Here is a 24,231-nt window from a genome sequence, read left to right on the forward strand (position 1 = left end):
AAGACATGGAACTTACAAAGATGTACGGAGAGCTTGGAATCTCTGAGAAAGTTTTAAATTACGGAAGAGAGATCGAAAAGAGTCTGCATGACCGCTTTGAGGCGATCGATAAAACAGCGGAGTACAATCAGCTGAAGGTCATCAAAGCCATGCAGGAGGCGAGAGTCAGCGATATTCATTTTGCCGGAACGACCGGTTACGGTTACAATGACCTTGGCCGTGACACGCTGGAAGAAGTATACGCAAAAGCATTTCATGGTGAGGATGCCCTTGTGCGGCCGCAGCTGATCTCCGGAACCCACGCGCTTACCATCGCCCTTTCCGGAAATCTCCGCCCGGGCGATGAGATCCTCTCCCCGGTCGGAAAGCCGTATGATACGCTGGAGGAAGTCATCGGGATCCGTGATTCCGTCGGCTCCTTAAAGGAATTCGGCATCACCTACAGTCAGGTGGATCTTCTTCCGAATGGAGATTTCGACTTCGAGAACATCAGAAAAGCGATCAACGAGCGCACAAAGCTCATCGAGATCCAGCGCTCCAAGGGATATGCGACGAGACCGACCTTATCCGTAAAGCGCATCGGCGAACTGATCTCCTTTATCAAGTCCATCAAGCCGGATGTGATCTGCATGGTCGATAACTGCTACGGGGAGTTTGTCGAGGAACTGGAGCCGACGGATGTAGGAGCGGACATGATCGTCGGTTCCTTAATTAAGAACCCGGGCGGCGGACTTGCCCCGATCGGCGGCTATATCGTCGGACGGAAGGACTGTGTGGAGAGAGCGGCATACCGTCTGACAGCTCCGGGACTCGGAAAAGAGGTCGGCGCCAGCCTTGGCGTCAGCCAGTCTCTCTATCAGGGACTGTTCCTCTCCCCGACCGTTGTTGCGGGAGCACTGAAAGGAGCGATCTTTGCTGCAAATGTGTATGAGAAGCTTGGATTCGGCGTCGTTCCGAACGGAACGGAGAGCCGTCACGACATCATCCAGGCGATCACCTTCGGCACACCGGAAGGCGTGATCAAATTCTGTGAGGGCATCCAGGCGGCAGCGCCGGTGGACAGCTTTGTGACTCCGGAACCGTGGGCGATGCCGGGATACGATTCCGACGTCATCATGGCAGCAGGCGCCTTCGTTCAGGGATCCTCCATCGAGCTTTCCGCCGATGGTCCGATCAAGCCGCCGTATGCGGTATACTTCCAGGGAGGACTTACCTGGTTCCACGCAAAACTCGGTATTTTGATGTCCCTGCAGAAATTAGTCGATGCTGGTATCGTGACATTGTAAATGTGAACTTTTTCTTAACTCATTGTTTTTGAGCCAGAAATATGCTAAACTTCTGTGCATAAAGTGCCGGGACTGCTATGCGGTCCCGGCGATCGGGAGGAATCAACAGTATGAAAAGTAAAAGCTCCTGGGTCCTGCTTCTCCTTCTGCTTTCCGGGATCGTTCTTGGAGGCTTTATCGGAGAGATGACAGCGAGAGTGCCGGGACTTTCCTGGTTAAATTTCGGGGAATCGTTCGGACTGAACGATCCGCTCGTCTTAAACCTCGGGATCCTTGTGATCACGTTCGGACTCAGCATCCGGATCACGATGGCGAGCATCATCGGCGTGATCGTTGCGATCCTGATCTACCGTTTCCTGTAGGAAGATCTGTTTTCCGGGAAACTTCTGTCAGCCGGGGAATGTACGGATGACAAAAAGGGGATATCTGCCGCACCGTGTACCTGGAGAGATCGGAAAGGCGGGATGTCAGTATGGAAAAGAAATGTGGAAAGACGATGAAGGGGCTGCCGGTCTCGGAGCGCCCTTATGAGAAGGTGCTGGAGAAAGGCCCGGCGTCGCTTTCTGATGCGGAACTCCTCTCCGTGATCCTGCGATCCGGGACAAAGAATATCCCGGTGCGGGAGATGGCGGAGGAGATTCTGAATTCCGGAAATCCACCGGGGCTGGCGGGACTCCTGCATGGCGCCGTGGAGGATTATAAAGAGATCCGCGGGGTCGGGGAAGTGAAAGCGATCCAGCTCGCGTGCGTCGGAGAACTTTCGGCGAGGATCTGGAAAACGGCGGCATCAGAAAAGACAGTCGTTTTTGATGCGCCGTCAAAGGTGGCTGCATTCTATATGGAGGAAATGCGCCATCTGGAACAGGAGAATCTGAAACTTCTGCTTTTGAATACAAAGAACATTCTGTTAAAGGATACAACAGTCTCGATCGGAACGGTGAATGCCTCCTGCGCGACGCCGCGGGAGATCTTTATCGAGGCGCTGCGGTCCAGGGCCTGCGGGATCATTCTGCTCCACAACCATCCAAGCGGGGATCCGACGCCGAGCAGGGAGGACTGCCTCTTTACAGAACGTGTCATGGAAGCAGGAAAGCTCATGGGAGTCCCGCTTCTGGACCATATCATTATCGGAGATAATTCCTATGTGAGCCTGAGAGAACGGGGAATTTTTGAAACATGAAAAACAATACGAAATATTTTCTATTTGGACTGTCGCTTCTCTGTATCTGTATGATCGGTATTACGACGATCAGGGGAAGCATCTTAAATCCGCTGCGGACCGCGGTGGGATATGTGCTGGTGCCGATCCAGTCCGGTGTGAACAGGGTCGGCGGCGGACTCTACAATGAACTGAGCAGCGTCGGAAAACTGAAGACGGCTCTGGCAGAGAATGAGACCTTAAAGACGAGAGTGGATGAGCTGACGGAGGAAAATACGAGACTCCGCTCGGAACAGTTCGAGCTGGAGCGCCTCAGAAGTCTCTATGAACTGGATCAGGAATATATGCAGTACCATAAGATCGGTGCCCGTATCATCGCAAAAGACTCGAGTTCCTGGTTTTCCGTATTCCGGATCGACAAAGGATCCGATGACGGGATCAAAGAGGATATGAACGTCATCGCCGGAGGCGGTCTTGTCGGTATCGTCACAGATGTGGGAGCGAACTACGCGACAGTCCGCTCGATCATCGATGACTCCAGCCGTGTGAGCGCCATGGCGCAGCAGTCCGGGGATTCCTGTATCGTCGCGGGAGATCTTCAGCTGTTTAAAGACGGCCGGTTAAAGCTTTCCTATATGGAAAAGGACGATGATATCAAGGATGGCGACATGATCGTCACTTCCAATATCAGCGGAAAATTCCTGCCGGGGATCCTCGTGGGGTATGCGACGGACATCACGGTGGATTACAACGACAACCTGACGAAATCGGGATACCTGATCCCTGCCGCGAGATTCGACAGACTTCAGGAGGTCCTGGTGATCACAGACTTAAAGGATGCGGGGCCGGAGATCAATGAATAGCAATATGAAGCGGATCATCGCGAGTTTTCTGCTGGTGATCCTGGCATTTATCGTGCAGACCTGTATTTTCCCGCTGCTGCCGTTCCTGGCGGTATATCCGAATCTCATGGTGATCCTTGTCTTTTCCTTCGGGTTTATCCGGGGAAGTGCCTGGGGGATGGGATACGGACTGATCGCGGGACTTCTGATGGACCTCTCGTCCGGAGGTCCGCTCGGATTTCACACGCTGATCTTTATCTGGATGGGCTATGTAAACGGAATCTGCACGAAGTATTATTATGAGGACTATATTACGCTGCCGCTGGTGCTTTCAGCGCTGAACGAAGTGTTTTATAATTTCTATCTTTATGTATTCGGCTTCCTGGTGCGGGGAAGATTACATTTCGGCTATTATTTCATCAACATTATCCTGCCGGAGACGATCTTCACCGTGGTGACAACACTGATCCTGTACCGGCTGTTCCTCTATATCAGCCGCAGACTGGAAGAGATGGAAAAAAGGAGAGACACAACGATTGTTTAACGATTTTTCTGAAATTCTGAAAGAGTTTATGAAAAAGCTGCTGTCGTCAAGACTTGTGATCCTGGCGGTGGTATTTGTGGGGCTGTACGCGATCCTTGGCATGCGCCTGTTCAATCTTCAGATCATGGAAGGAGAGCAGTACCAGGAAAACTATATGGAAAAGACGGAAAAAAAGATCAGTCTTGCCGGTACCCGCGGAAATATTTATGACAGAAACGGGAATCTTCTTGCATATAATAAACTGTCGTACAATGTGACGCTTCAGGATAACGGAGATTACAAAAGATCCAACGACAGAAACCGGATGCTCCTGGAGCTTGTCCGGATCTTAAACCGTCACGGCGAGAACGTGGAAGGAGATTTTTCCGTGGGTTATGACTCCTCCGGGAATATGATCTTCACGACCACCAGCGAGGCGGCGAGAAAACGCTTTTTGAGCGACTATTACGGATTAAAAAAGACGGATGAACTGGATGACGCGGATGGAAAATATCCGTCCGATGTGACGGCCAGGGAAGTCTTTGACGCCAGGGTAAAATATTACGGTCTGGACCAGCTGAAGGATGACAATGACAACCCGATCGAACTTACCGATGAGGAAGCTCTCGGGATCATCAATATCCGCTATACGATGGGACTCACCGCGTACCGGAAATATGAGTCCACCACGATCGCCTCTGACGTCAGCAAGGAGACGATGACGGATGTTCTCGAAAACTCCGCGAACTTAAAAGGCGTCGGCATCGAGGAATCAACGATCCGTGTATACAATGACAGCGTTTATTTTGCACCGATCATCGGATACATCGGAAAAGTCTGGGATGATGAGCTCGAAAAACTCCGGGAGACGAATCCGGACTATGAGCTGACGGACCTTGTCGGAAAGACCGGGATCGAGGCATCCATGGAGACGGAGCTTCAGGGAAAGAAGGGTTCCCAGACTATGTATGTGGACAGTATGGGACGGATCCTTGAAGTCGTTAAGAGAACAGAGCCGGAGGCAGGACATGACATCTACCTGACACTGGACCGGGATCTCCAGATCGGTGTGTATCATATTCTGGAGCAGCAGCTTGCCGGTATCATCACGGACAAGCTCGTGAACCGTGATCTTGATGACAACGATTACAAGAAGGCGGCAAATATCCCGATCCCTGTGAAGGATGTCTACTACCAGCTGATCAACAACAATGTCCTGGACCTTGCAGCGTTTTCCGCGCCGGAGGCGTCCCAGACAGAGAAAAACATCTATGCGAAGTACAGCCAGTCGAGAGAACAGATCCTCGCACAGATCCGGAGCGAGCTCACGGATGGATCCGCGAGAAAGATGGCAGACCTGCCGGAAGACATGTTTGCCTACATGCAGTATATCTATACGTTGCTTTCCGACCGTGGGATCATACAGACAGACAAGATCGACCAGGAGTCTGACACATACAACGCATGGAAGAACGATTCCATCAGCCTCAGGGATTACCTGTACGACGGGATCGCGGAGAGCTGGATCGACACGACAAAGCTGAAGATCGAGTCCAGATACTCTGATGCGGACAGTATTTACCAGACGATCGTGGAATATGTGATGGATGACCTGCAGAACGATGCGGCGTTCACGAAGAAGATCTTCCGCTACCTTGTCAATAACGGCACCGTGTCCGGAAAGGAACTCTGCCTCGCCCTCTATGACCAGAATATTCTGGCTTACGACGAGAATGAAGTCCAGATGCTGGAGGCGGGCGGAGATGAGTACGCATTCCAGTTTATCAGAAACAAGATCTCCGATATCGAGATCACACCTGCCCAGCTTGCCCTGGACCCATGTTCTGCCAGTGCCGTGATCACGGACGTCAACACCGGTGAGGTGCGGGCACTCGTGACCTACCCGAGCTACGACAACAACAAGTTCTCCGGAACCGTGGATGCGGAGTATTACAACAAGTTAAATAACGATCAGTCCCTGCCGCTCTTTAACAATGCCACACAGGCACAGAAGGCGCCTGGATCGACCTTCAAGCCAATCATCGCGGTGGCGGCTCTTGAGGAAGGCGTGATCGGGCTGAATGATACGGTGAACTGTACCGGTATCTACAAGGAGATCACACCGGCGCTGCGCTGCTGGATCTACCCGGGACAGCATGGACCTCTCGATGTGGTCCACGGCATCCAGAACTCCTGCAACGTGTTCTTCTCTGAGATGGGACACCGCCTCTCCATGGATGAAAACGGAAACTATTCACCGGAATTCGGTATCGAGAAGATCCGAAAGTATGCGTCCATGTTCGGACTCGATGAGACATCCGGAATCGAGATTGCTGAGAGAGAGCCGCAGATGACGACGGAGAAACCGGAGGCATCTTCGATCGGACAGGGTAAAAACTCTTACTCCAATATCCAGCTTTCCAGATATATCACGGCAGTTGCCAATAAGGGAACGGTATTCAAACTCAGTCTGCTCGACAAGATGACGGATTCCCAGGGAAATCTCTTAAAAGATTTCACACCGGAAGTACGTTCGACCATCGACGTCAAAGATTCCACATGGAACGCTGTCCACACCGGAATGCGCCGTGTAATCTCGGATGGTTCTGCGAGGAAGATCTTCAGTGACCTGGAAGTCGATATCGCAGGTAAGACGGGTACTGCCGAGGAGATAAAAAATGGACACCGCGTCAACCACGCGTTCTTCGTTTCCTTTGCTCCATACCAGAATCCGGAGATCGCGGTGACGGTGAATATCCCATACGGATATTCTTCCTCCAACGCGGCGACGGCGGCGAAAAATATTTACCGGTTCTACTACGGATATACAGACCTGAATTACATTCTGAATAACAGTGCGCTGAACTCTTCGAACGTAGAGATCGGAGACTAGTCTGCGCACTGCACAGACAAAATGCTGCAGCCCGGCGAAACTGCCGGGCTGTAAGGCGTTGACGGACCGGCGGTCTGGCGCACCTGTCAAAGTTACATAAAAGGGGGATTTCAAGATGAAAGAAGCTGTCGTAATCAAGGGAAATAAAGCCGGAATGGCGGTTTATCTGGAGAAAGACCTGGATTTTGAGAAAGTTCTTCAGGCGATTGCAAAGAAGTTCAAGGCGACGGCGAAATTCTGGGGAGCTGCCCAGATGACGCTGACCCTGGAGGGACGGGACCTGACTCCGGAGGAAGAGTACCGTGTTGTGCAGACGATCACGGAAAATTCCGATATCGAGGTGCTGTGTCTTCTCGACACGGACGGAAACCGGACGAGAAAATGTGAGAAAGCACTCAATGAGAGACTGATGGAGCTGTCTTCCCTCACAGGTCAGTTTTATAAAGGGAATCTCCGGGACGGGGACGAGCTGGAATCAGAGGCCAGCATCGTGGTGATCGGTGATGTGGAAAAAGGAGCAAAAGTCAGCGCAAAAGGGAACATCATCATTTTAGGAGCGCTCCGCGGGGCGGCCCATGCGGGGATCTGCGGAAATGAGGATGCGGTGATCGTTGCTTTTGAGATGGCACCGATATCGGTCCGGATCGCGGGACTTTCCCTGAAAAAAGCGGAGAAAGGACGCCATCTTGGGCGCGGTCCGATGATGATCCTCTCTGAGAACGGAAAAGTTGTCGAAGAACCGATCAAAAAGAGCTTTCTGAGTGCGCTGAATTTTATATAAAAGAGGTCCGTATCAGTTTCCTTTTATAAAGCTTTTATAAAATCTATTTTTTACTGGAATTTTTTGCTTTTTTCATGTAAAATATATCTTGTGGTACCAGGGGCAAAGATCAGAAAATGGGTGCAGGTCTGCCCGCAGGAAAATTTTTGAGCTTTTGCCAATCCGGTATCAATCTCTGAAAACAGAGGAGATGCGAGTACATTCATAACTTAATACAGGAGGATATTCTTATGAGTGAAGTCATTGTTGTTACATCCGGAAAAGGGGGTGTTGGCAAGACGACGACCTCAGCGAATGTCGGTACAGGACTTGCCATGCTCGGGGAGAAAGTGATCCTGATCGATACAGATATCGGTCTCAGGAATCTCGACGTGGTGATGGGACTGGAGAACCGCATCGTCTACAACCTTGTGGACGTCGTGGAGGGGAATTGCCGTCTGAAGCAGGCACTGATAAAGGACAAAAGATATCCGAACCTGTTTTTACTTCCGTCCGCCCAGACCAGGGACAAGTCCTCCGTGACTCCCGGTCAGATGCGAAAGCTGGTGGATGATCTGAGAGAAGAGTGTGATTATGTACTGTTAGACTGTCCTGCGGGGATCGAGCAGGGATTTAAAAACGCCATTGCCGGAGCGGACCGTGCTTTTGTCGTCACGACTCCCGAGGTATCGGCGATCCGTGACGCAGACCGGATCATCGGCCTGCTGGAGGCGGAAGAAATCTCAAAGATGGATCTCATCGTGAACCGGATCCGGATGGATATGGTCCGGAGGGGGGATATGATGTCGATGGAAGATGTGACGGATATCCTTGGAATCCCGATCCTCGGCGCGATCCCGGACGATGAGGAGATCGTGATCTCCACGAACCAGGGGGAACCTCTGGTGGGAATGAATTCCTTTGCCGGACAGGCTTATCTTAACATCTGTAAGCGGATACTTGGTCAGGAGGTGCCGCTTATGGGGCTTGAGAAAAACAAAGGATTCTTCCATATGTTTAGCGGCCTCTTAAAGAGGGCATAAATGAAAAAGAGACTGTTCCATATCCTGACAGGGAGAAATTCCGGAAGTATCGCGAAAAAACGGCTTGAATTTCTGCTGATTGCGGACCGGGCCGGATGTACGCCGGAAATCCTGGAGATGTTAAAAAACGACATGATAAAAGTCATATCAAGATATATGATGATCGATCCGGAACAACTGGAGGTCAAGGTGATCCACATGGATCAGAGAAAGGCGGGAGAAAAGCTCCCGGTCCTGTATGCCAGTGTTCCGGTTCGGGAACTGCTGGTTAAGGGGACATTTTAATACATGCTTTCAGAATACAATTTTAAAAACTTCAATTTCCGTCTGTTGTTCTACGCCCTGGCGTTAAATGTGATCGGGCTTCTTGTGATCAACAGTGCGGTAAACGGAGACAGAAGCTATATCAACCGCCAGTTGATCGGCCTTTTTGGCGGACTGGTGATCATGATCTTCCTGGCTCTGATGGATTACCACAAACTGATGCGCTGTACCGGCGTGATCTATCTTGCCTGTGTGGCGATCCTGCTGGCGATCATTGTCGCAGGACAGTTTGGAGGAGCCGGAACGGGTGCGAGACGCTGGATCACACTTCCTGTGATCGGACGCTTCCAGCCGTCGGAATTTGTTAAGATCGGTCTGATCATTTTCTTCTCCTGGTTTCTGCAGCGAAATCAGGAGAAGATCAACGATCCCCGCACATTGATCATCGTCGGGGCTTTTGCTGCGGTTCCGCTGCTTCTCATTATGAAACAGCCGGACCTGTCCACGAGTATCGTTATCGTGTTCATTATTGTATGCCTGATCTTTGTCGCAGGACTTAGCTATAAGTGGATCATCGGCGCGGCTGCTGTTGGGATCCCGGGGCTGGCACTCACGGTATTTCTTGCTGAGCGGGGCGCTGTTCCGTTCCTGACAGGATATCAGGTAAACCGAATCCTCGCCTTCATCAATCCGGGAAAATTCGCAGACTTAAATGTCCAGCAGGATAACTCAAAGATGGCGATCGGATCGGGAATGCTGTATGGAAAAGGTCTGCTCAACGAGACGGCCATTTCCGTAAAAAACGGAAATTTCTTATCTGAGGAACACACCGATTTTATTTTTGCCGTGATCGGTGAGGAGATGGGGTTTGTGGGCTGCATGCTTGTGCTGGTCCTCTACCTTCTCTTCGTATTTGAATGCCTGCGAATGGCAGGGAGAACGAGAGATCTGACCGGAAAGCTCCTCTGTACGGGGATGGCTGCTCTCGTTGGATTCCAGGCATTTACAAACATTGCGGTTGCCACCGGGATTTTCCCGAATACCGGACTTCCGCTTCCATTTATCAGTTATGGTGTAAGTTCTCTGGTAAGTCTTTATATCGGCATCGGCGTTCTTTTAAACGTCGGACTGCAGCAAAATAAACTGGAATTCTAGGAGGTATTCTTATGAATGTTGGACTGATCGCGCATGATTCCAAAAAGAAACTGATGCAGAACTTCTGTATCGCGTATAAAGGGATCTTAAGTAAACATAACCTCTATGCGACCGGAACGACCGGAAAACTCATTGAGGAAGTCACAAATTTAAATATCCATAAATTCCTTCCTGGCCACCTTGGCGGGGAGCAGCAGATGGGAGCACAGATCGAGAACAATGATATCGATCTTGTGATCTTCCTGAGAGACCCGCTGTCACCGAAGTCCCACGAGCCGGATGTCAACAAGGCGGTGAGACTCTGCGATATCCACAACGTCCCGCTTGCGACAAACCTTGCGACAGCAGAGCTTCTGATCAAGGCTCTGGATCGCGGAGATCTTGAGTGGCGTGAGATGTATAAGTAATGAGTAAGAAGAAAAGATGGATCCCGGGGATCGTGGGGTTCTGCCTGATTCTTGGCGCGACTGGCTGCGCCGGACTTGCAGATACGGGAAATACTTACGCCCTGGATCAGAGGATCGAGACGTTCGCATCTTCAGGCAGCGGAAGAACGGCGGACGGCTTTGCGGCAGACCTGGCGGTGGTAACGGATGGGATCGACGGAGACGGAACACTCACAGCGCAGTCTGCCGGGGTATTTCCGCTCGATGGGGGAAATGCCGTATTTGCGCAGGATGTTTTTGAACGCAGAAATCCTGCCAGCACGACGAAGGTTATGACGGCGCTTGTCGCCCTGAAATATGGAAATCTTGAAGATATGGTGACGGTTCCTCAGGAGTCGGTAATCACGGAGAGCGGTTCCTCCATGGCGGGGGTTGTTCCCGGAGATAAGCTGACACTGGAGCAGCTTCTTTATGGTCTTTTGATCCCGTCGGGAAACGACGCGGCAAACGCGATCGCAGTTCATATGGGCGGATCGATCGAAGGATTTGTTGAAATGATGAACGAGGAAGCAGCCCGGATCGGTGCCACAGGGACGCATTTTGCAAATGCCAACGGCTTGACGAACGAGGACCACTATATGACCGCCTACGACCTTTATTTGATGTTCCATGAGGCGTTAAAGTATGAGAAGTTCCGGGATATTATCGGAACGAAGACATACACGGCGTCCTATAAAGGGGCGGACGGATCGGATAAAACCGCATCCTGGAGTGTCAGCAATTACTACATGCTCGGAAAGAGGGAAATGCCGGATGGACTCTCCGTATTCGGAGGAAAGACCGGAACCACCCAGGCGGCGGGCTACTGCCTGATCATGGGGGAGAAGGACGCGGACGGGAAAGAGTACGCATCTGTCGTGATGCATGCGGACAGCCGCGATGCCCTCTATTCGGATATGTCGACGATCATGGAGAAGATCGACCGGTAGCAGAAAACAGGAGGAAGAATACGTGAATGAACAGGACATGAAAGTTTTCGGGGGATCCGAAGGTTTTCATGTCCTGTTTTTACTCCCGGGCAACCGTAAAGAACTGTCGACAGCAGATTCTGCCGGTGTTGGAAGTACATTCTGCTTTTGTATGAAATTATTTCGAAATTTAGAAATAATGGTTGCAAATTTTCAGCAAATAGTCTATAATAAATTTACAAACAAGAGATTTTTTATACAAAATATATAAAATCCAAGGAGGAGTGCATTATGGTTCAGATCATCGCAGGACGGAAGGGAAAAGGAAAAACTAAATATTTACTTGACATGGCTAACACAGCTGTAAAAGAGGCAAAAGGTTCAATCGTTTACCTTGATAAAAGTTCGAAACATATGTACGAGCTTAACAACAAGATCCGCTTAATCAACGTGGCTGAGTTCTCCGTAAGTACGGCTGAAGGCTTTATCGGTTTCATCTGCGGAATTATTTCCCAGGATCACGATCTCGAGGCTATGTATCTTGACAGTTTCTTAAAGCTCGCCGGTCTTGAGGGAGAAGATATCACTGCAACTCTCGCAGAGCTGGATCAGATCAGTACAAAGTACCATGTAAACTTTGTATTAAGCGTATCCATGGATGGTGAAGAACTTCCGGAATCTGCAAAAGATATGGTGCTGGTAGCATTATAAAACAATCGCTCCTTCCTATAAGTAAGAGTACATAAACACCTGCCTGATGGCGGGTGTTTATGTTTTATAAGCCGGAAATTCTACGCTGCGAAAAAAATAAATAAAATGTCAAGCAAAAACACTTGACAACCATCACCGTTTATAGTATGATATCGCAGGTGACCTGATATGGAAAAAATTGTAGCACAGGGTCTTCTGTATGATTTCTATGGAGAGCTCCTGACGGAGCACCAGCGGCGTGTATATGAAGATGTGGTATTTAATGACATGTCCCTCAGCGAGATCGCCGAAGAACAGGGAATCAGCAGACAGGGCGTGCATGACCTGGTGAAGCGCTGTGACAAGATTCTTTCCGGATACGAGGAAAAACTGAAGCTTGTCGAGAAATTCAACCAGACAAAGAAAATGGTAGAAGAGATTAAGGAACTGGCTGGCCAATATAAAAAGGACGGCGACCGATCCCTGATCGACAGGATCGAAGCGATTTCCGAAGAGATCGGGAAGCTGTAAGCCAGAGGGAGAGTTTTCATGGCATTTGAAAGTTTAGCCGATAAATTACAGAATGTCTTTAAAAACTTAAGAGGCAAAGGAAGACTGTCAGAGGCGGATGTAAAAGCTGCCCTGAAGGAAGTCAAGATGGCTCTCCTGGAAGCCGACGTAAGTTTTAAAGTTGTTAAACAGTTTATCAGTTCTGTACAGGAGAGAGCGATCGGACAGGATGTCTTAGAGAGCCTGACTCCGGGACAGATGGTAATAAAAATTGTAAACGAAGAACTCGTAAAACTGATGGGTTCCGAGACCACAGAGATTGCCTTAAAGCCCCAGAATGAGATCACGGTCATCATGATGATCGGTCTTCAGGGCGCAGGTAAAACAACGACTACGGCAAAACTTGCCGGAAAGTTCAAGGCAAAAGGCAGAAAGCCGCTTCTTGCGGCCTGCGACGTCTACCGTCCTGCTGCGATCAAGCAGTTACAGGTAAACGGTGAGAAAGTCGGAGTTCCGGTCTTCACAATGGGAGATAACCAGAATCCGGTGAATATCGCAAAAGCCGCTGTGGAACATGCCAGAAAAGAAGGCATGAATCTTGTATTCCTCGATACGGCAGGACGTCTTCAGATCGATGAGTCCATGATGGATGAGCTCGTCAACATCAAAGAAGCAGTCAATGTCGACCAGACGATCCTCGTTGTCGACGCGATGACCGGTCAGGATGCAGTGAATGTTGCCGGAAGCTTTAATGACAAGATCGGCGTCGATGGCGTGATCTTAACAAAGCTTGACGGTGATACACGAGGCGGTGCGGCGTTATCGATCCGTGCCGTGACGGGAAAACCGATCCTCTACGTCGGTATGGGCGAGAAGCTCTCTGACCTGGAACAGTTTTATCCGGACCGTATGGCTTCGAGAATCCTTGGAATGGGTGATATCCTTTCCCTGATTGAGAAAGCCGAGTTTGAGGTGAGCGAAGAGAAGGCAAAAGAAATGAGCCAGAAACTTCGCAAAGCAGAATTTGATTTTAACGATTTCCTGGATCAGATGCGCCAGATCAAAAAGATGGGCGGAATGAACAGCATCTTGAACATGATGCCGGGAATGGCCCAGATGAAGGGAAATGTTGAAATAGACGAGAAATCCATGGATAAAGTGGAGGCGATCATTCTCTCAATGACGAAGGAAGAGCGGGCGAACCCGTCACTCCTGAATCCGTCGAGAAAACAGAGGATCGCGAAGGGCGCCGGAGTAGATATTGCCGAGGTGAACCGGATCGTCAAACAGTTTGAACAGTCGAAAAAGCTCATGAAGCAGCTTCCTGGAATGATGGGAGGCGGAAAGCGGAAAGGGCTTGGCGGACTGGGCGGTATGCTTGGAAAGATGAAATTACCATTCTAAGTACCGCATTATGATAAGAAGGCAAATGCGATTCCCGCATGGCTGATAAACGAAAAAACCAAGGAGGTGAAATTGTCATGGCAGTTAAGATGAGATTAAGAAGAATGGGTCAGAAGAAGGCTCCTTTCTATAGAATTATCGTTGCAGATTCCCGCTCCCCGAGAGACGGTCGCTTCATCGAAGAGGTTGGATACTACGATCCGAACACAGAGCCGAGCACCATCAAATTCGACGAGGAAGCAGCTAAGAAGTGGTTAGGAACAGGCGCTCAGCCGACTGAGACTGTTGCTAAGCTCTTAAAGGCAGCCGGTATCCAGTAATCGAGGTGGATTCAATGAAGGAATTGGTAGAAGTTATCGCCAAAGCGCTGGTTGATAATCCAGATGAAGTTGTTGTTACGGAATCTGAAAAAGAAGAAGAGATCGTCATCGAGCTCAAGGTTGCCCCGACCGATATGGGAAAGGTGATCGGAAAGCAGGGAAGGATCGCGAAAGCCATCCGCTCCGTTGTGAAGGCGGCTTCTTCCAAGATGGATAAGAAAGTGATTGTTGAAATTCAGTAATCGTGAGGGACTGTGGACAGGATTTTTCCCGGCTGCAGTCCCCTTTCTGTTATCAGAGCCGGTTTCTGCGGGCAGGTATCAGCCGTGCCGTGCTTGATAGAATGACAGGAGCTGACTGCCCGGGTTCCCTCACAGTTACGATAGGAGACAAATATGGAAAAATATCTTCGTGTAGGCGTCATTACCTCCCCGCACGGCGTGCGCGGCGAGGTGAAGGTCTATCCGACCACCGATGACGCGATGCGCTTTAAAAAATTAGATCATGTGATCCTGGACCTCGGAAGAGGAGAAAGCCGGGAGTTAAAGATCCGTCAGGTAAAATTCTTCAAAAACATGGTCATCCTGAAATTCGACGGGGTTGACACTATGAACGAGGTGGAAGGATGGCGCCAGAAGGACCTTCTGATCACAAGAGACCAGGCAGTGCCTCTTCAGGAGGACGAATTCTTTATCACCGACCTCATCGGACTTACTGTTGTCACGGACGAAGGGGATACGCTCGGAACGCTGACGGATGTGATGGAGACAGGAGCAAACGATGTCTACTGTGTAAAGACACCGGAGGGAAAGGAACTTCTTCTCCCGGCGATCCACGACTGCATTCTCGATGTGGATCTTGATAAGGAAGAGATGCTTGTCCATGTTCTTCCGGGACTTCTGGATCTGTAAGGGGAGGCCGCGATGAATTTTCATGTACTTACCCTGTTCCCGGAGATGATCATGAACGGTCTGGAGACCAGCATTCTCGGCCGCGCGGCAGCGAAGGGGATCGTATCGTTTGAGGCGGTGAATATCCGCGATTATACGCTGGAGCGCCACGGAAAGGTGGACGACTATCCTTACGGCGGCGGCGCCGGGATGGTCATGCAGGCGGAGCCGATCTACCGCGCTTATGAGGCACTTGTCGAGAAGATCGGAAAGAAACCGCGTGTGATCTACATGACTCCCCAGGGAAAGACTTTCAATCAGAATATTGCGGAAGATCTCGCGAAGGAGGAGGATCTGGTGTTCCTCTGCGGTCACTATGAGGGGGTCGATGAGCGCGTTCTGGAGATGATCGCGACAGATTACCTCTCCGCAGGAGATTATGTCCTCACAGGAGGAGAGCTTCCGGCGATGATGATGATCGACTGTATTTCAAGACTTGTCCCGGGAGTGCTGAACAACAATGTGTCTGCGGAGTTCGAGACATTCCACGATAACCTTCTGGAGTATCCGCAGTACACGCGCCCGGAAGTGTTCATGGGCAAAAAAGTGCCGGATATCCTTCTTTCCGGGCATCATGCAAATGTCGAGAAATGGCGCAGGGAGCAGTCGATCATCCGCACACTGAAGAACCGCCCGGAACTTTTGGAGGACGCTGTCCTTTCGAAAAAGGAGCAGAAGTTCCTGGATGAATTGCTGAGACAGCAGGAGACCGAAAAACCGTGACTAAAAAATTGCACGATATATGAGAAAACCGCTTGCATTTTGGCTTGCGGTATGATAAAATACAAAACTGTGGTATCCGAAAGACGGGAGAACCCTGTCAATACGGAGACTTAAATCATAAGAGATGTTCCGCTGCCGCAGGAAAAGAAGATGCGGGTAAGAACATCGAATACTTTAAGGAGGTTCATATCAATGAACGACATTATCAAGAATATCGAAGCTGCACAGTTAAAAGAGTCTGTACCGAGCTTCAACGTAGGTGACACTGTAAGAGTATCCGCTAAGATCAAAGAGGGAAACCGTGAAAGAATCCAGATCTTCGAGGGAACTGTTATCAAGAGACAGAACGGCGGCGTTAGAGAGACTTTCACAGTAAGAAAGAACTCCAACGGTATCGGCGTTGAGAAGACATGGCCGCTTCATTCTCCGTCTGTTGAGAACGTTGAGGTTGTAAGAAGAGGTAAAGTTCGCCGCGCGAAACTTTACTACTTAAGAACAAGAGTAGGTAAAGCTGCAAAGGTTAAAGAATTAGTAAAATAATTCATAACAACTGTACAGAGAGTCAGTAGATCAAAGGGGCAATGAAAATTGTCCCTTTGTTTTTACTAAAACAGCAGGAATTCCCCTTGCATAAAGTACAGATGTTCTGTCATGGATTCAGGAGGTCCCTTCATGGAATTTTTTGAGAAAAAGGAACCGAACAGACTTCACCGGATCACGGAATGGGCGGTCGACTGCGCAGTCATGATCGCTCTTGCGTGCTATCTCGTGTTTTGTTTTGGGAGCAGGGTTGAGATGAATGGAAGTTCCATGAAACCCGTGCTGGAGTCCGGAGATGTGGTGCTGATAAACCGGCTCGCATATGATGTCGGGAAACCGATACGATTTGATGTTGTCGTCTTTGAACGGGAAGGACAGCAGCCGGGGATCAAGAGGATCATCGGACTTCCCGGTGAGACGGTCCAGATCAAAAATGGATCCGTCTATATCAATGGGGAACTCTTAAAAGCGGAAAACGGACTTGCCGAGGCGACGATCGCCGGGGCAGCCGAGTATCCGGTCGAGCTCGGGGATGATGAATATTTTCTCCTGGGTGACAACCGTGAATCAAGTGAAGACAGCCGGTTTTCCGGCATTGGAAATATAAAACGGGAAAATCTCATCGGACGCGTCTGGCTGCGGTTTCAGCCATTTTCCAGACTTGGTTTCGTCCGGTAGCAGGAAAGGACGGAGACGATTACTATGAATATACAGTGGTATCCAGGCCATATGACAAAGGCGAAACGCGCCATGAAAGAGGACGTGAAACTTGTAGACCTCGTGATCGAGCTTGTGGATGCGAGAGCGCCGCTTGCCAGCCGCAATCCGGATATTGACAGCCTCGCAGCCGGAAAAGGCCGTGTGATCCTTTTAAATAAGGCGGATCTTGCTTCTGAGAAGGCAAATGCCGCATGGATCTCCTATTTTGAGGGACAGGGCTTCCAGGTCATGAAGATCGATGCAAGAGCGAAAGCGACGTTAAAACAGCTGAATGCCCTGATCCAGGAGGCATGTAAGGAGAAGATCGAGCGCGACAGAAGGCGCGGTATCTTAAACCGCCCGGTGCGTGCGATGGTGGTCGGGATCCCGAACGTCGGAAAATCCACGTTCATCAACAGCTTTGCCGGAAAAGCAGCTGCGAAGACGGGAAACAAACCTGGCGTCACAAAGGGAAATCAGTGGATCCGTTTAAATAAGCAGGTGGAGCTTCTCGACACTCCGGGTATCTTATGGCCGAAATTTGAGGACCAGAAAGTTGGTCTTTTACTGGCGTTTTTAGGCTCCATCAACGATGAGATCCTGGAGAAAGATGAACTGGCTTCCGAACTTGCGGGATATCTTAAGGAGATCACTCCTGGTCTCTTAAAAGAGCGTTACGGGATCGAGGAGGAAGGAAAGAAGCCGTATGAGCTCCTCGATGAGATTGCAACGGCGCGTGCATGCCTGACAAAGGGAGGCGTGAATGATCTGACAAAGGCGGCGAGACTTCTTCTTGATGAATTCCGCGGCGGAAAGCTCGGAAGGATCACGCTGGAGATGCCGGCGGAATAAAGTGTGGAACATGAATACGCAGGGATAAGGAGTAAAGAGATATGGCAAGACGTGTGCTGACCGGAGAAAAACTGGAAAAGGAGCTGGAACGCCTCTCCCTCATGCGGGAGTTCGAGAGACAGTATGAGAACTGTGCGTTTATCTGCGGGATCGATGAGGCGGGCCGCGGACCTCTTGCAGGGCCGGTTGCGGCCGGTGCGGCGATCCTGCCGAAGGACTGCCAGATCCTTTATTTAAACGACTCGAAAAAGCTCTCTGAGAGCCGGAGAGAGGAACTGTTCCTGGAGATCAAGGAGAAAGCGATCGCCTGGTCGGTGGGGATCGTGGGTCCTGAGCGGATCGATGAGATCAACATCCTGCAGGCGACTTATGAGGCGATGCGCCAGGCGATCGCGAAACTTGACCCGGCGCCCCAGATCCTTTTAAACGATGCGGTGACGATCCCGCAGGTTGCGATCCCGCAGGTGCCGATCATCAAGGGCGATGCGAAGAGCGTTTCCATCGCGGCGGCAAGCATCCTCGCAAAGGTCACCAGGGACCACATGATGGAAGAGTATGATAAGGAATACCCGGAGTATGGGTTCGCAAAGCATAAGGGATACGGAACTGCCGCACATATCGCGGCGCTGAAAGAGTTCGGACCGACCCCGATCCACAGACGGACATTTATTACGAAGTTTGTGTGATAAGCAGCCATTTTTCGAAGAAAAATGAGCGGATTATGAATGCTTTTGAGCATTGCGGGAGCACGAAGTGCGGAGCAATGCGGTATCAGAGAAACAAAGCTGAGCGAGTCATCGATGGGGGATTTTTGTGACAAGAAATAATCGGGCAGTGGGCAGCATCTATGAGGAAAAGATCGCAGCCTTTTTAAAACAGAACGGATTTGTGATCCTGGAGCGGAATTACCGCTGTAAACAGGGCGAGATCGATATTATTGCGAAAGATGGAAGCTATTTCGTGTTTATCGAGGTGAAATACCGTGCCAGTGGTTCAGCTGGGTTTTCGCTGGAAGCGATCGACCACAGAAAGGCTCTTCGGATCCGGAATGCGGCAGTCTATTATCTGTATTCCCACCAGCTTCCGGAGGAGACACCGTGCCGGTTTGATGCGGCGGGGATCGATGGGGATGAGATCACATATATCAGGGATGCATTTTAAGGTTCAGGCCGAATGTATGTGGGACTCGCAAAAATCCATTATGCTTTTGATCGTGTATCCGGAACAAGCATGCGTACTTTCCGCATGGCTGAGAACGGCGCATATCGTTGAATGAAAAAATTCTGCATGAGATATCTCGGAAAGGGGAAAATTATGGATCAGTGGATCAGAAAAACAGATGCGGCGGATCATATGAAGGAAGTGACAAATAACGGTGTCACCTACCTGACATTCCCGGCACTTGATGCAACCGGGATCGTCACTCACGCGTTTTCCACGCGGATGGGAGGTGTCAGCGAAGGCTGGTATTCGACCATGAATTTCTCTTTCACACGCGGTGACAACCGGGAACATGTGCTGGAAAATTACAGCAGGATGGCGGCGGCGCTCGGCGTAAAGCGGGAAAAGATGGTCTTAACCTGGCAGACGCACACGACAAATATCCGCGTTGTATCGGAAGATGATCTTGGAAAGGGAGTTGTGAAGGAACGGGATTACCGGGATATTGACGGTCTCCTGACCAATATGCCGGGTGTGACGCTCGTGACGTTTTTTGCAGACTGTGTGCCGTTATACTTTGTGGATCCGAAGCATCGTGCGATCGGACTCGCCCATTCGGGCTGGAGAGGAACCGTGAACCGTATGGGAGAAAAGATGGTGGCGGCCATGAAGCGGGAATACGGAAGCCGGCCGGAGGACCTTGTCTGCTGTGTGGGACCGAGTATCTGCAGTGACTGCTACGAGGTTGGAGAGGATGTTGCGGACAAGTTTTATGACGCGTTTTCTAAGGAAGACTGCAGGGCGATCGTTCTGCCGTCGAAGACAGGCATGATTGGAAAGAGGCAGCTGGATCTCTGGGAGGCGAACCGACGGATCCTTCTGGAGGCCGGAGTCCCGGAAAAAAATATTTCCGTCACTGATATCTGCACGAGATGCAATCCGGATAAGTTGTTTTCCCACCGGGCGATGGGAGAGAAGCGAGGGAATCTCTGCGCGTTTCTTGCGCTTAAAGAGAATTAGGCGTGTGAGAATGCGGGGGTTCGCAAAAAATGACATTTGACGAAAAACCTTCCAGTGTATTATTTTTCAGGACGATCATACTAGGAACGTACCATCAAACATGCCCGATGCGAGAGCAGGAAAGGCATTACACTAAAAGGAGGCGTATCTTATGTCTAACACAAGCAGTTCTTCTTCTAACCGTGTAGTAGTTCCGGAAGCAAAGGAAGCGATGGACAAATTCAAAATGGAGATCGCGGATGAGCTCGGAGTGCCGCTTACAAACGGCTACAACGGCAATCTGACTTCTTACCAGAACGGCAGCGTCGGCGGCTATATGGTTAAGAAGATGATCGAGGAGCAGGAGAAGAAGATGGCGGGCAAATAAGGGTTAGAGCCTGAGCATCTGAGGGAGAGGCCTTCGCGATGGGATGGGATTTCAGAGATTCTATCTGATCGCGGGGGCTTTTTTCTGTGTAAAATTGGTTGGCGAGGGGTACGCGGTGAGCTTCCGCCTGGGAGCGCCCGGGGATGCGGGGATGGTTCCTCTAAGCTTGCGGGAGATTGCTAAAGGCGGAAAAAAGATGATACAACTCGCTGCGCTCAAACAAGTATCATCTTTTTTCCAACGCAGTCACCCGCGAGCTAAGAGGAAGCCAGATCCCCGGATCAAGGCGCTCCCAGGCGGAAACTCACCGCTGTGGGATGGTGGGGCGAAAAGAGTGGGGGTGTGACAGCGGGGAGGAAGTTTATCGCTGGTTTATGCAATGTCTGAAAAAGGCTCAGAAAACACTTGTATAATAGAAAAAATACGATTATAATGGGGCGGAGAATAAAAATTGCAGTGGTATTTTATGAGTTAGAGGTTGAGATATGAGAGTAATCGCAGGCAGTGCGAGACGGCTGCTTTTAAAGACGGTCGAGGGAATGGAGACGAGACCGACTACGGACAGGATCAAGGAGACTCTGTTTAATATGCTTCAGAATGATCTTTACGGGGCGAGATTTCTGGATCTTTTTGCGGGAAGCGGGGCGATCGGGATTGAGGCGCTGAGCCGTGGGGCGAAGGAAGCGGTCTTTGTGGACAAGGGAGACGGACAGATTTCCTGTATCCGGGATAATCTGAAGACGACCCATTTGGAAGAGAGGGCTCGTGTGATGTCCGCGGATGTGACAGAGGCGATCCGGAAGCTTGACCGGGAAGGAAAGGCGTTTGATTTTATCTTTATGGATCCGCCGTACCGGATGGATCTTCCGAAGAAGGTGCTGGAAGCGCTGAGGGACACTTCTCTTGCGGATGAGGAGACGCTGATCATCGTCGAGGAAGCTCTCGATACTGATTTTTCCTGGGCCGGAGCGCTCGGGTATGAGATTGAGAAGAGTAAGGAATATAAGACGAATAAGCATGTATTCCTGAGAAAAAATTAAGAATCATCTGTTCAGGGGACTGAAAAAGGGAAGACAGATCCGGCGGTCAGAGACTGAAGGCTGAAGCCGGGTCAAAATACAAAAACGGAACGATATAAAACGAGGAGAAAAACCGCGGGTTTTCGCGGTGTGAGACAGAAATTATGAAAAAAGCAATTTATCCGGGAAGTTTTGACCCGGTTACACTGGGACATATCGACGTGATCAGACGTGCGTCAAAGCTGTTTGATCATCTGATCATCGGCGTTCTTAATAATCGTGCGAAAACGCCATTGTTTTCCGTGGAAGAACGTGTTAAGATGTTAAAAGAGGTCACAAAAGACATTCCGAACGTGGAGGTAAAAAGTTTTGCGGGTCTTACCGTTGACTTCGCGAAAGAATGCGGCGCGAACGCCGTTGTCCGCGGACTCCGCGCGATCACTGACTTTGAATATGAGCTCCAGATCGCCCAGTTAAACCGCGTGATGGATACGAGTATCGATACAGTATTCCTGACGACAAGTCTCGAGTACGCGTATTTAAGTTCCAGTACCGTGAAAGAGGTAGCGGCTTACGGCGGCGATATTTCAAATTTTGTAACGCCTTATGTGGCGGATGAAGTACATAAGAGACTGCGTGAGAGACAAGGCAGTCAGGCGTAAGGGAAAGGAAAAGGAAACAACATGAGCAGAATTGAACAGTTAATCAATGAAATTGAGGAATACATCGACAGCTGTAAATTTCAGCCGTTATCTACATCAAAGATCATCGTAAATAAAGAGGAACTGGACGAGCTTTTAGTCGAGCTCCGTTTAAGAATCCCGGATGAGATCAAGCAGTATCAGAAGATCATCAGCAATCAGGACGCAATCCTTTCCGATGCTCACAGCAAAGCGGATGCGATGCTCGCAGAGGCAACTGCTCAGACAAACGAGCTTGTAAATGAACACGAGATCATGCAGAGAGCCTATGCCCAGGCAAATGAGATCATCGAGCAGGCGCAGGCGCAGGCTCAGACGATCGTTGACAATGCGGTCGCTGATGCGAACAGTGTCCGTCAGGGTTCGATCCAGTATACCGATGATATGTTAAAGAGTCTCCAGACGATCATGAACCACACGATGGAGGGCGCTCAGGGCCGCTTCGACGCATTCATGAATTCCATGAAGTCCAGCTACGATATCGTCTCCTCCAATAGAAAGGAGCTTTCCTCCGGGATCATCACTGAAAAAGAGGAGAGCGCTGAGCCGGAAAAACAGGATTCCACTGAGGCTTGATTGCAGAAACGCTGTCGACGGCGTACCGGCCTGACCGGACCGGATCTGCGAGAGGATGCGGGAGTGGTATTTTATGAGAACCGATATTTAAAAAAAGTGAAATTCCAGAATGCCGGTGAGAACTGCCATAAATGCAGCAGCCAGGGCGGAATGGGCAATTTTCCAGAGAAGATACTGCCGGATGGAGAGTCCGGCAGTTTTTTTTATTCGCTTATTGTTTAACGGGAAATTTCCATGCACCGGAGAACTTTCTTCTTTATCTGCCGGAAAGTTCTGATGGGACTTCTCGCTTTGGATCACCGCATTTGTCTGCGACAGGGCGGAAAAGCCTCCGAAGGAAAAGATGGCAGCTGCGGCGACGGCGGAAACCGGATACGGAAGGGAGCCATGAACCGTCCGGATCCCTGTGGTGATCTCCAGACTGCCGCAGAGAAACAGCCGGACCGGGGCAGGGATCCGGGGAGTGTTCCGGACAACGAGGATCAGGATGGAGTAAAAGATAAGATATCCGCCGATTTTTACGAGAATCTCCGCGGAATTCATGATCGCGGCGTCGAGTGTGATCGCGGGTCTGGTCAGCCTGCTGACAGATGGGGCGTCAGGATTCATGATCGCGGCGTTGAGAGCGATCGCGGAATGCTTCGTCTGTGCCTTTGCGGTGATGCTGGCCGGAAAGGAGGCCCGGACGTGTTCTCTCCGGTAGATCAGGCTGGCCGGGACCGCGAGAAGGAGCAGAGGCGCGTAGATAGAAAAGACAAAATATGACAAAGGGACCTGGGAAGCAAACATGGGACAGACGAAACCTGCGAGAAACATGGGACTTGGATGATTGCAGAGTGCAAAGAGAAATTTCGCCTCCCCGGAGCTGATCCGCCCTTCCGCGTAAAGATCGGCACATGTCTTTGCTCCCATGGGGCAGCCGCAGAGAAGACCGGTGAGGAGAACATACCAGCCGTCCGCCGACAGTCCGGCAAAGCGGAAGATTACCGGGAACGGACGCATGAGTGCCTGGACCCCGCCGGAGGCGGAGAGAACGGAAGACAGTACCATAAACGGAAAAAGCGCCGGGACGACGGAGGAATACCACAAAAGAAGTCCGGACACAGCCCCTTTTGTTACGAGATCCGCGTGAAAGATCATAAAGATCAGGCAGAGCAAGATCAGAAAAGCTCGTTTTATCATAAACACTCCTTTTTACAGAATTTTTTCAGGATTCATGGCCGCATCCGGATCTTACGAAAAAAAGCACTGCCCGCGTACTGTAACCTGCCCGCCGATGCTGCAGAACTCTTTCTATTATTTTCATTGTACTTTCCCCGGAATTTTGATATGATAAATATAGTGCGCTTTTCTGTTTAAAATGCATTTCCGGGATAAAGTCCGAAACCTGGAAAGTCTGCGGGTGCGGCTGTGGAAATGT

At 50.3% G+C, this 24,231-nt stretch carries 31 protein-coding genes; 30 read left to right on the top strand and 1 reads right to left on the bottom strand.

Annotated features, from left to right (window positions below; genetic code table 11):
- Positions 1-5: 5 nt before the first annotated feature.
- The 30 genes from GPK90_RS11190 (at position 6) to GPK90_RS11335 (ending at position 22,811) form a co-directional block, all read left to right on the top strand.
- Positions 6-1,286, top strand: coding sequence for a methionine gamma-lyase family protein (locus GPK90_RS11190; RefSeq protein ID WP_118529789.1), 1,281 nt, complete (start codon positions 6-8; stop codon positions 1,284-1,286).
- A 110-nt stretch (positions 1,287-1,396) separates the two neighbouring features.
- The gene (locus tag GPK90_RS11195) at positions 1,397-1,648 is read left to right on the top strand and encodes a DUF4321 domain-containing protein (protein ID WP_118297943.1); all 252 of its coding nucleotides are present in this window, start codon (positions 1,397-1,399) and stop codon (positions 1,646-1,648) included.
- A gap of 110 nt (positions 1,649-1,758) precedes the next feature.
- Positions 1,759-2,466, top strand: a complete 708-nt coding sequence (gene radC, locus GPK90_RS11200; RefSeq protein WP_118297944.1) for a RadC family protein — start codon at positions 1,759-1,761, stop codon at positions 2,464-2,466.
- On the top strand, positions 2,463-3,308 hold the full coding sequence (gene mreC / locus GPK90_RS11205) for a rod shape-determining protein MreC (protein ID WP_118297945.1): 846 nt from the start codon (positions 2,463-2,465) through the stop codon (positions 3,306-3,308). The genes radC and mreC overlap by 4 nt, the downstream gene beginning before the upstream one ends.
- The gene (mreD, locus tag GPK90_RS11210) at positions 3,301-3,831 is read left to right on the top strand and encodes a rod shape-determining protein MreD (RefSeq protein ID WP_346011246.1); all 531 of its coding nucleotides are present in this window, start codon (positions 3,301-3,303) and stop codon (positions 3,829-3,831) included. The genes mreC and mreD overlap by 8 nt, the downstream gene beginning before the upstream one ends.
- Positions 3,824-6,703 carry a penicillin-binding transpeptidase domain-containing protein gene (locus GPK90_RS11215; RefSeq protein ID WP_215703011.1) on the top strand — a complete coding sequence of 960 codons (2,880 nt, stop codon included), beginning with the start codon at positions 3,824-3,826 and terminating at the stop codon, positions 6,701-6,703. The genes mreD and GPK90_RS11215 overlap by 8 nt, the downstream gene beginning before the upstream one ends.
- Positions 6,704-6,818: 115 nt before the next feature.
- A complete protein-coding gene (locus GPK90_RS11220; RefSeq protein ID WP_215703012.1) occupies positions 6,819-7,484 on the top strand; it encodes a septum site-determining protein MinC in 666 nt (221 codons plus the stop codon).
- A gap of 230 nt (positions 7,485-7,714) precedes the next feature.
- Entirely contained in the window at positions 7,715-8,506 is a 792-nt protein-coding gene (gene minD / locus GPK90_RS11225) for a septum site-determining protein MinD (protein WP_118297949.1), read from the top strand.
- Positions 8,507-8,791 (top strand): cell division topological specificity factor MinE, encoded by a 285-nt coding sequence (gene minE / locus GPK90_RS11230; protein ID WP_118297950.1) that lies wholly within the window; start codon positions 8,507-8,509, stop codon positions 8,789-8,791. It begins immediately after the preceding gene.
- A 3-nt stretch (positions 8,792-8,794) separates the two neighbouring features.
- A complete protein-coding gene (locus GPK90_RS11235) occupies positions 8,795-9,925 on the top strand; it encodes an FtsW/RodA/SpoVE family cell cycle protein (RefSeq protein WP_118529795.1) in 1,131 nt (376 codons plus the stop codon).
- A gap of 11 nt (positions 9,926-9,936) precedes the next feature.
- Positions 9,937-10,332, top strand: coding sequence for a methylglyoxal synthase (locus GPK90_RS11240; protein ID WP_118297952.1), 396 nt, complete (start codon positions 9,937-9,939; stop codon positions 10,330-10,332).
- Positions 10,332-11,300: a D-alanyl-D-alanine carboxypeptidase family protein gene (locus tag GPK90_RS11245; protein ID WP_215703013.1), complete on the top strand. Its 969-nt coding sequence runs from the start codon at positions 10,332-10,334 to the stop codon at positions 11,298-11,300. The genes GPK90_RS11240 and GPK90_RS11245 overlap by 1 nt, the downstream gene beginning before the upstream one ends.
- Before the next feature lie 22 nt (positions 11,301-11,322).
- Positions 11,323-11,550 (top strand): hypothetical protein, encoded by a 228-nt coding sequence (locus GPK90_RS11250; RefSeq protein WP_215703014.1) that lies wholly within the window; start codon positions 11,323-11,325, stop codon positions 11,548-11,550.
- Positions 11,551-11,570: 20 nt separating this feature from the next.
- Entirely contained in the window at positions 11,571-11,990 is a 420-nt protein-coding gene (locus GPK90_RS11255) for a twitching motility protein PilT (RefSeq protein WP_118297955.1), read from the top strand.
- 168 nt (positions 11,991-12,158) lie between these two features.
- A complete protein-coding gene (gene ylxM, locus GPK90_RS11260) occupies positions 12,159-12,500 on the top strand; it encodes a YlxM family DNA-binding protein (protein ID WP_015554334.1) in 342 nt (113 codons plus the stop codon).
- A gap of 18 nt (positions 12,501-12,518) precedes the next feature.
- Positions 12,519-13,883, top strand: coding sequence for a signal recognition particle protein (ffh, locus tag GPK90_RS11265; RefSeq protein ID WP_118529801.1), 1,365 nt, complete (start codon positions 12,519-12,521; stop codon positions 13,881-13,883).
- Positions 13,884-13,960: 77 nt separating this feature from the next.
- Positions 13,961-14,203 (top strand): 30S ribosomal protein S16, encoded by a 243-nt coding sequence (rpsP, locus tag GPK90_RS11270; protein WP_015554336.1) that lies wholly within the window; start codon positions 13,961-13,963, stop codon positions 14,201-14,203.
- 14 nt (positions 14,204-14,217) lie between these two features.
- Positions 14,218-14,445, top strand: coding sequence for a KH domain-containing protein (locus tag GPK90_RS11275; protein ID WP_015554337.1), 228 nt, complete (start codon positions 14,218-14,220; stop codon positions 14,443-14,445).
- Between the two features lie 153 nt (positions 14,446-14,598).
- Positions 14,599-15,114, top strand: coding sequence for a ribosome maturation factor RimM (gene rimM, locus GPK90_RS11280; protein ID WP_118297957.1), 516 nt, complete (start codon positions 14,599-14,601; stop codon positions 15,112-15,114).
- Positions 15,115-15,126: 12 nt separating this feature from the next.
- Positions 15,127-15,876, top strand: a complete 750-nt coding sequence (trmD, locus tag GPK90_RS11285) for a tRNA (guanosine(37)-N1)-methyltransferase TrmD (protein WP_118297958.1) — start codon at positions 15,127-15,129, stop codon at positions 15,874-15,876.
- Between the two features lie 192 nt (positions 15,877-16,068).
- Entirely contained in the window at positions 16,069-16,416 is a 348-nt protein-coding gene (gene rplS / locus GPK90_RS11290; RefSeq protein WP_118297959.1) for a 50S ribosomal protein L19, read from the top strand.
- Positions 16,417-16,548: 132 nt separating this feature from the next.
- Entirely contained in the window at positions 16,549-17,094 is a 546-nt protein-coding gene (gene lepB / locus GPK90_RS11295) for a signal peptidase I (RefSeq protein WP_215703015.1), read from the top strand.
- A 24-nt stretch (positions 17,095-17,118) separates the two neighbouring features.
- Positions 17,119-17,967: a ribosome biogenesis GTPase YlqF gene (ylqF, locus tag GPK90_RS11300; RefSeq protein ID WP_118297961.1), complete on the top strand. Its 849-nt coding sequence runs from the start codon at positions 17,119-17,121 to the stop codon at positions 17,965-17,967.
- Between the two features lie 41 nt (positions 17,968-18,008).
- Complete coding sequence (locus GPK90_RS11305; RefSeq protein WP_215703016.1) at positions 18,009-18,653, top strand: ribonuclease HII; 645 nt, start codon at positions 18,009-18,011, stop codon at positions 18,651-18,653.
- A gap of 127 nt (positions 18,654-18,780) precedes the next feature.
- Entirely contained in the window at positions 18,781-19,128 is a 348-nt protein-coding gene (locus GPK90_RS11310; protein ID WP_118322637.1) for a YraN family protein, read from the top strand.
- Positions 19,129-19,281: 153 nt separating this feature from the next.
- The gene (gene pgeF / locus GPK90_RS11315; RefSeq protein WP_118298056.1) at positions 19,282-20,148 is read left to right on the top strand and encodes a peptidoglycan editing factor PgeF; all 867 of its coding nucleotides are present in this window, start codon (positions 19,282-19,284) and stop codon (positions 20,146-20,148) included.
- 151 nt (positions 20,149-20,299) lie between these two features.
- On the top strand, positions 20,300-20,515 hold the full coding sequence (locus GPK90_RS11320) for an alpha/beta-type small acid-soluble spore protein (protein WP_118297964.1): 216 nt from the start codon (positions 20,300-20,302) through the stop codon (positions 20,513-20,515).
- A gap of 485 nt (positions 20,516-21,000) precedes the next feature.
- The gene (gene rsmD, locus GPK90_RS11325; protein ID WP_118322725.1) at positions 21,001-21,555 is read left to right on the top strand and encodes a 16S rRNA (guanine(966)-N(2))-methyltransferase RsmD; all 555 of its coding nucleotides are present in this window, start codon (positions 21,001-21,003) and stop codon (positions 21,553-21,555) included.
- A gap of 143 nt (positions 21,556-21,698) precedes the next feature.
- On the top strand, positions 21,699-22,196 hold the full coding sequence (gene coaD / locus GPK90_RS11330; RefSeq protein WP_118322729.1) for a pantetheine-phosphate adenylyltransferase: 498 nt from the start codon (positions 21,699-21,701) through the stop codon (positions 22,194-22,196).
- A 21-nt stretch (positions 22,197-22,217) separates the two neighbouring features.
- Positions 22,218-22,811 (top strand): ATP synthase subunit B family protein, encoded by a 594-nt coding sequence (locus GPK90_RS11335; protein ID WP_118297966.1) that lies wholly within the window; start codon positions 22,218-22,220, stop codon positions 22,809-22,811.
- 87 nt (positions 22,812-22,898) lie between these two features.
- Here the strand turns inward: GPK90_RS11335 and GPK90_RS11340 are convergent, their stop codons facing one another.
- On the bottom strand, positions 22,899-23,993 hold the full coding sequence (locus GPK90_RS11340) for a hypothetical protein (RefSeq protein WP_215703017.1): 1,095 nt from the start codon (positions 23,991-23,993) through the stop codon (positions 22,899-22,901).
- Between the last annotated feature and the right edge of the window lie 238 nt (positions 23,994-24,231).

It is taken from the genome of Clostridium sp. MCC344 (assembly GCF_018785365.1).
Taxonomy (GTDB): Bacteria; Bacillota; Clostridia; order Lachnospirales; family Lachnospiraceae; genus Pilosibacter.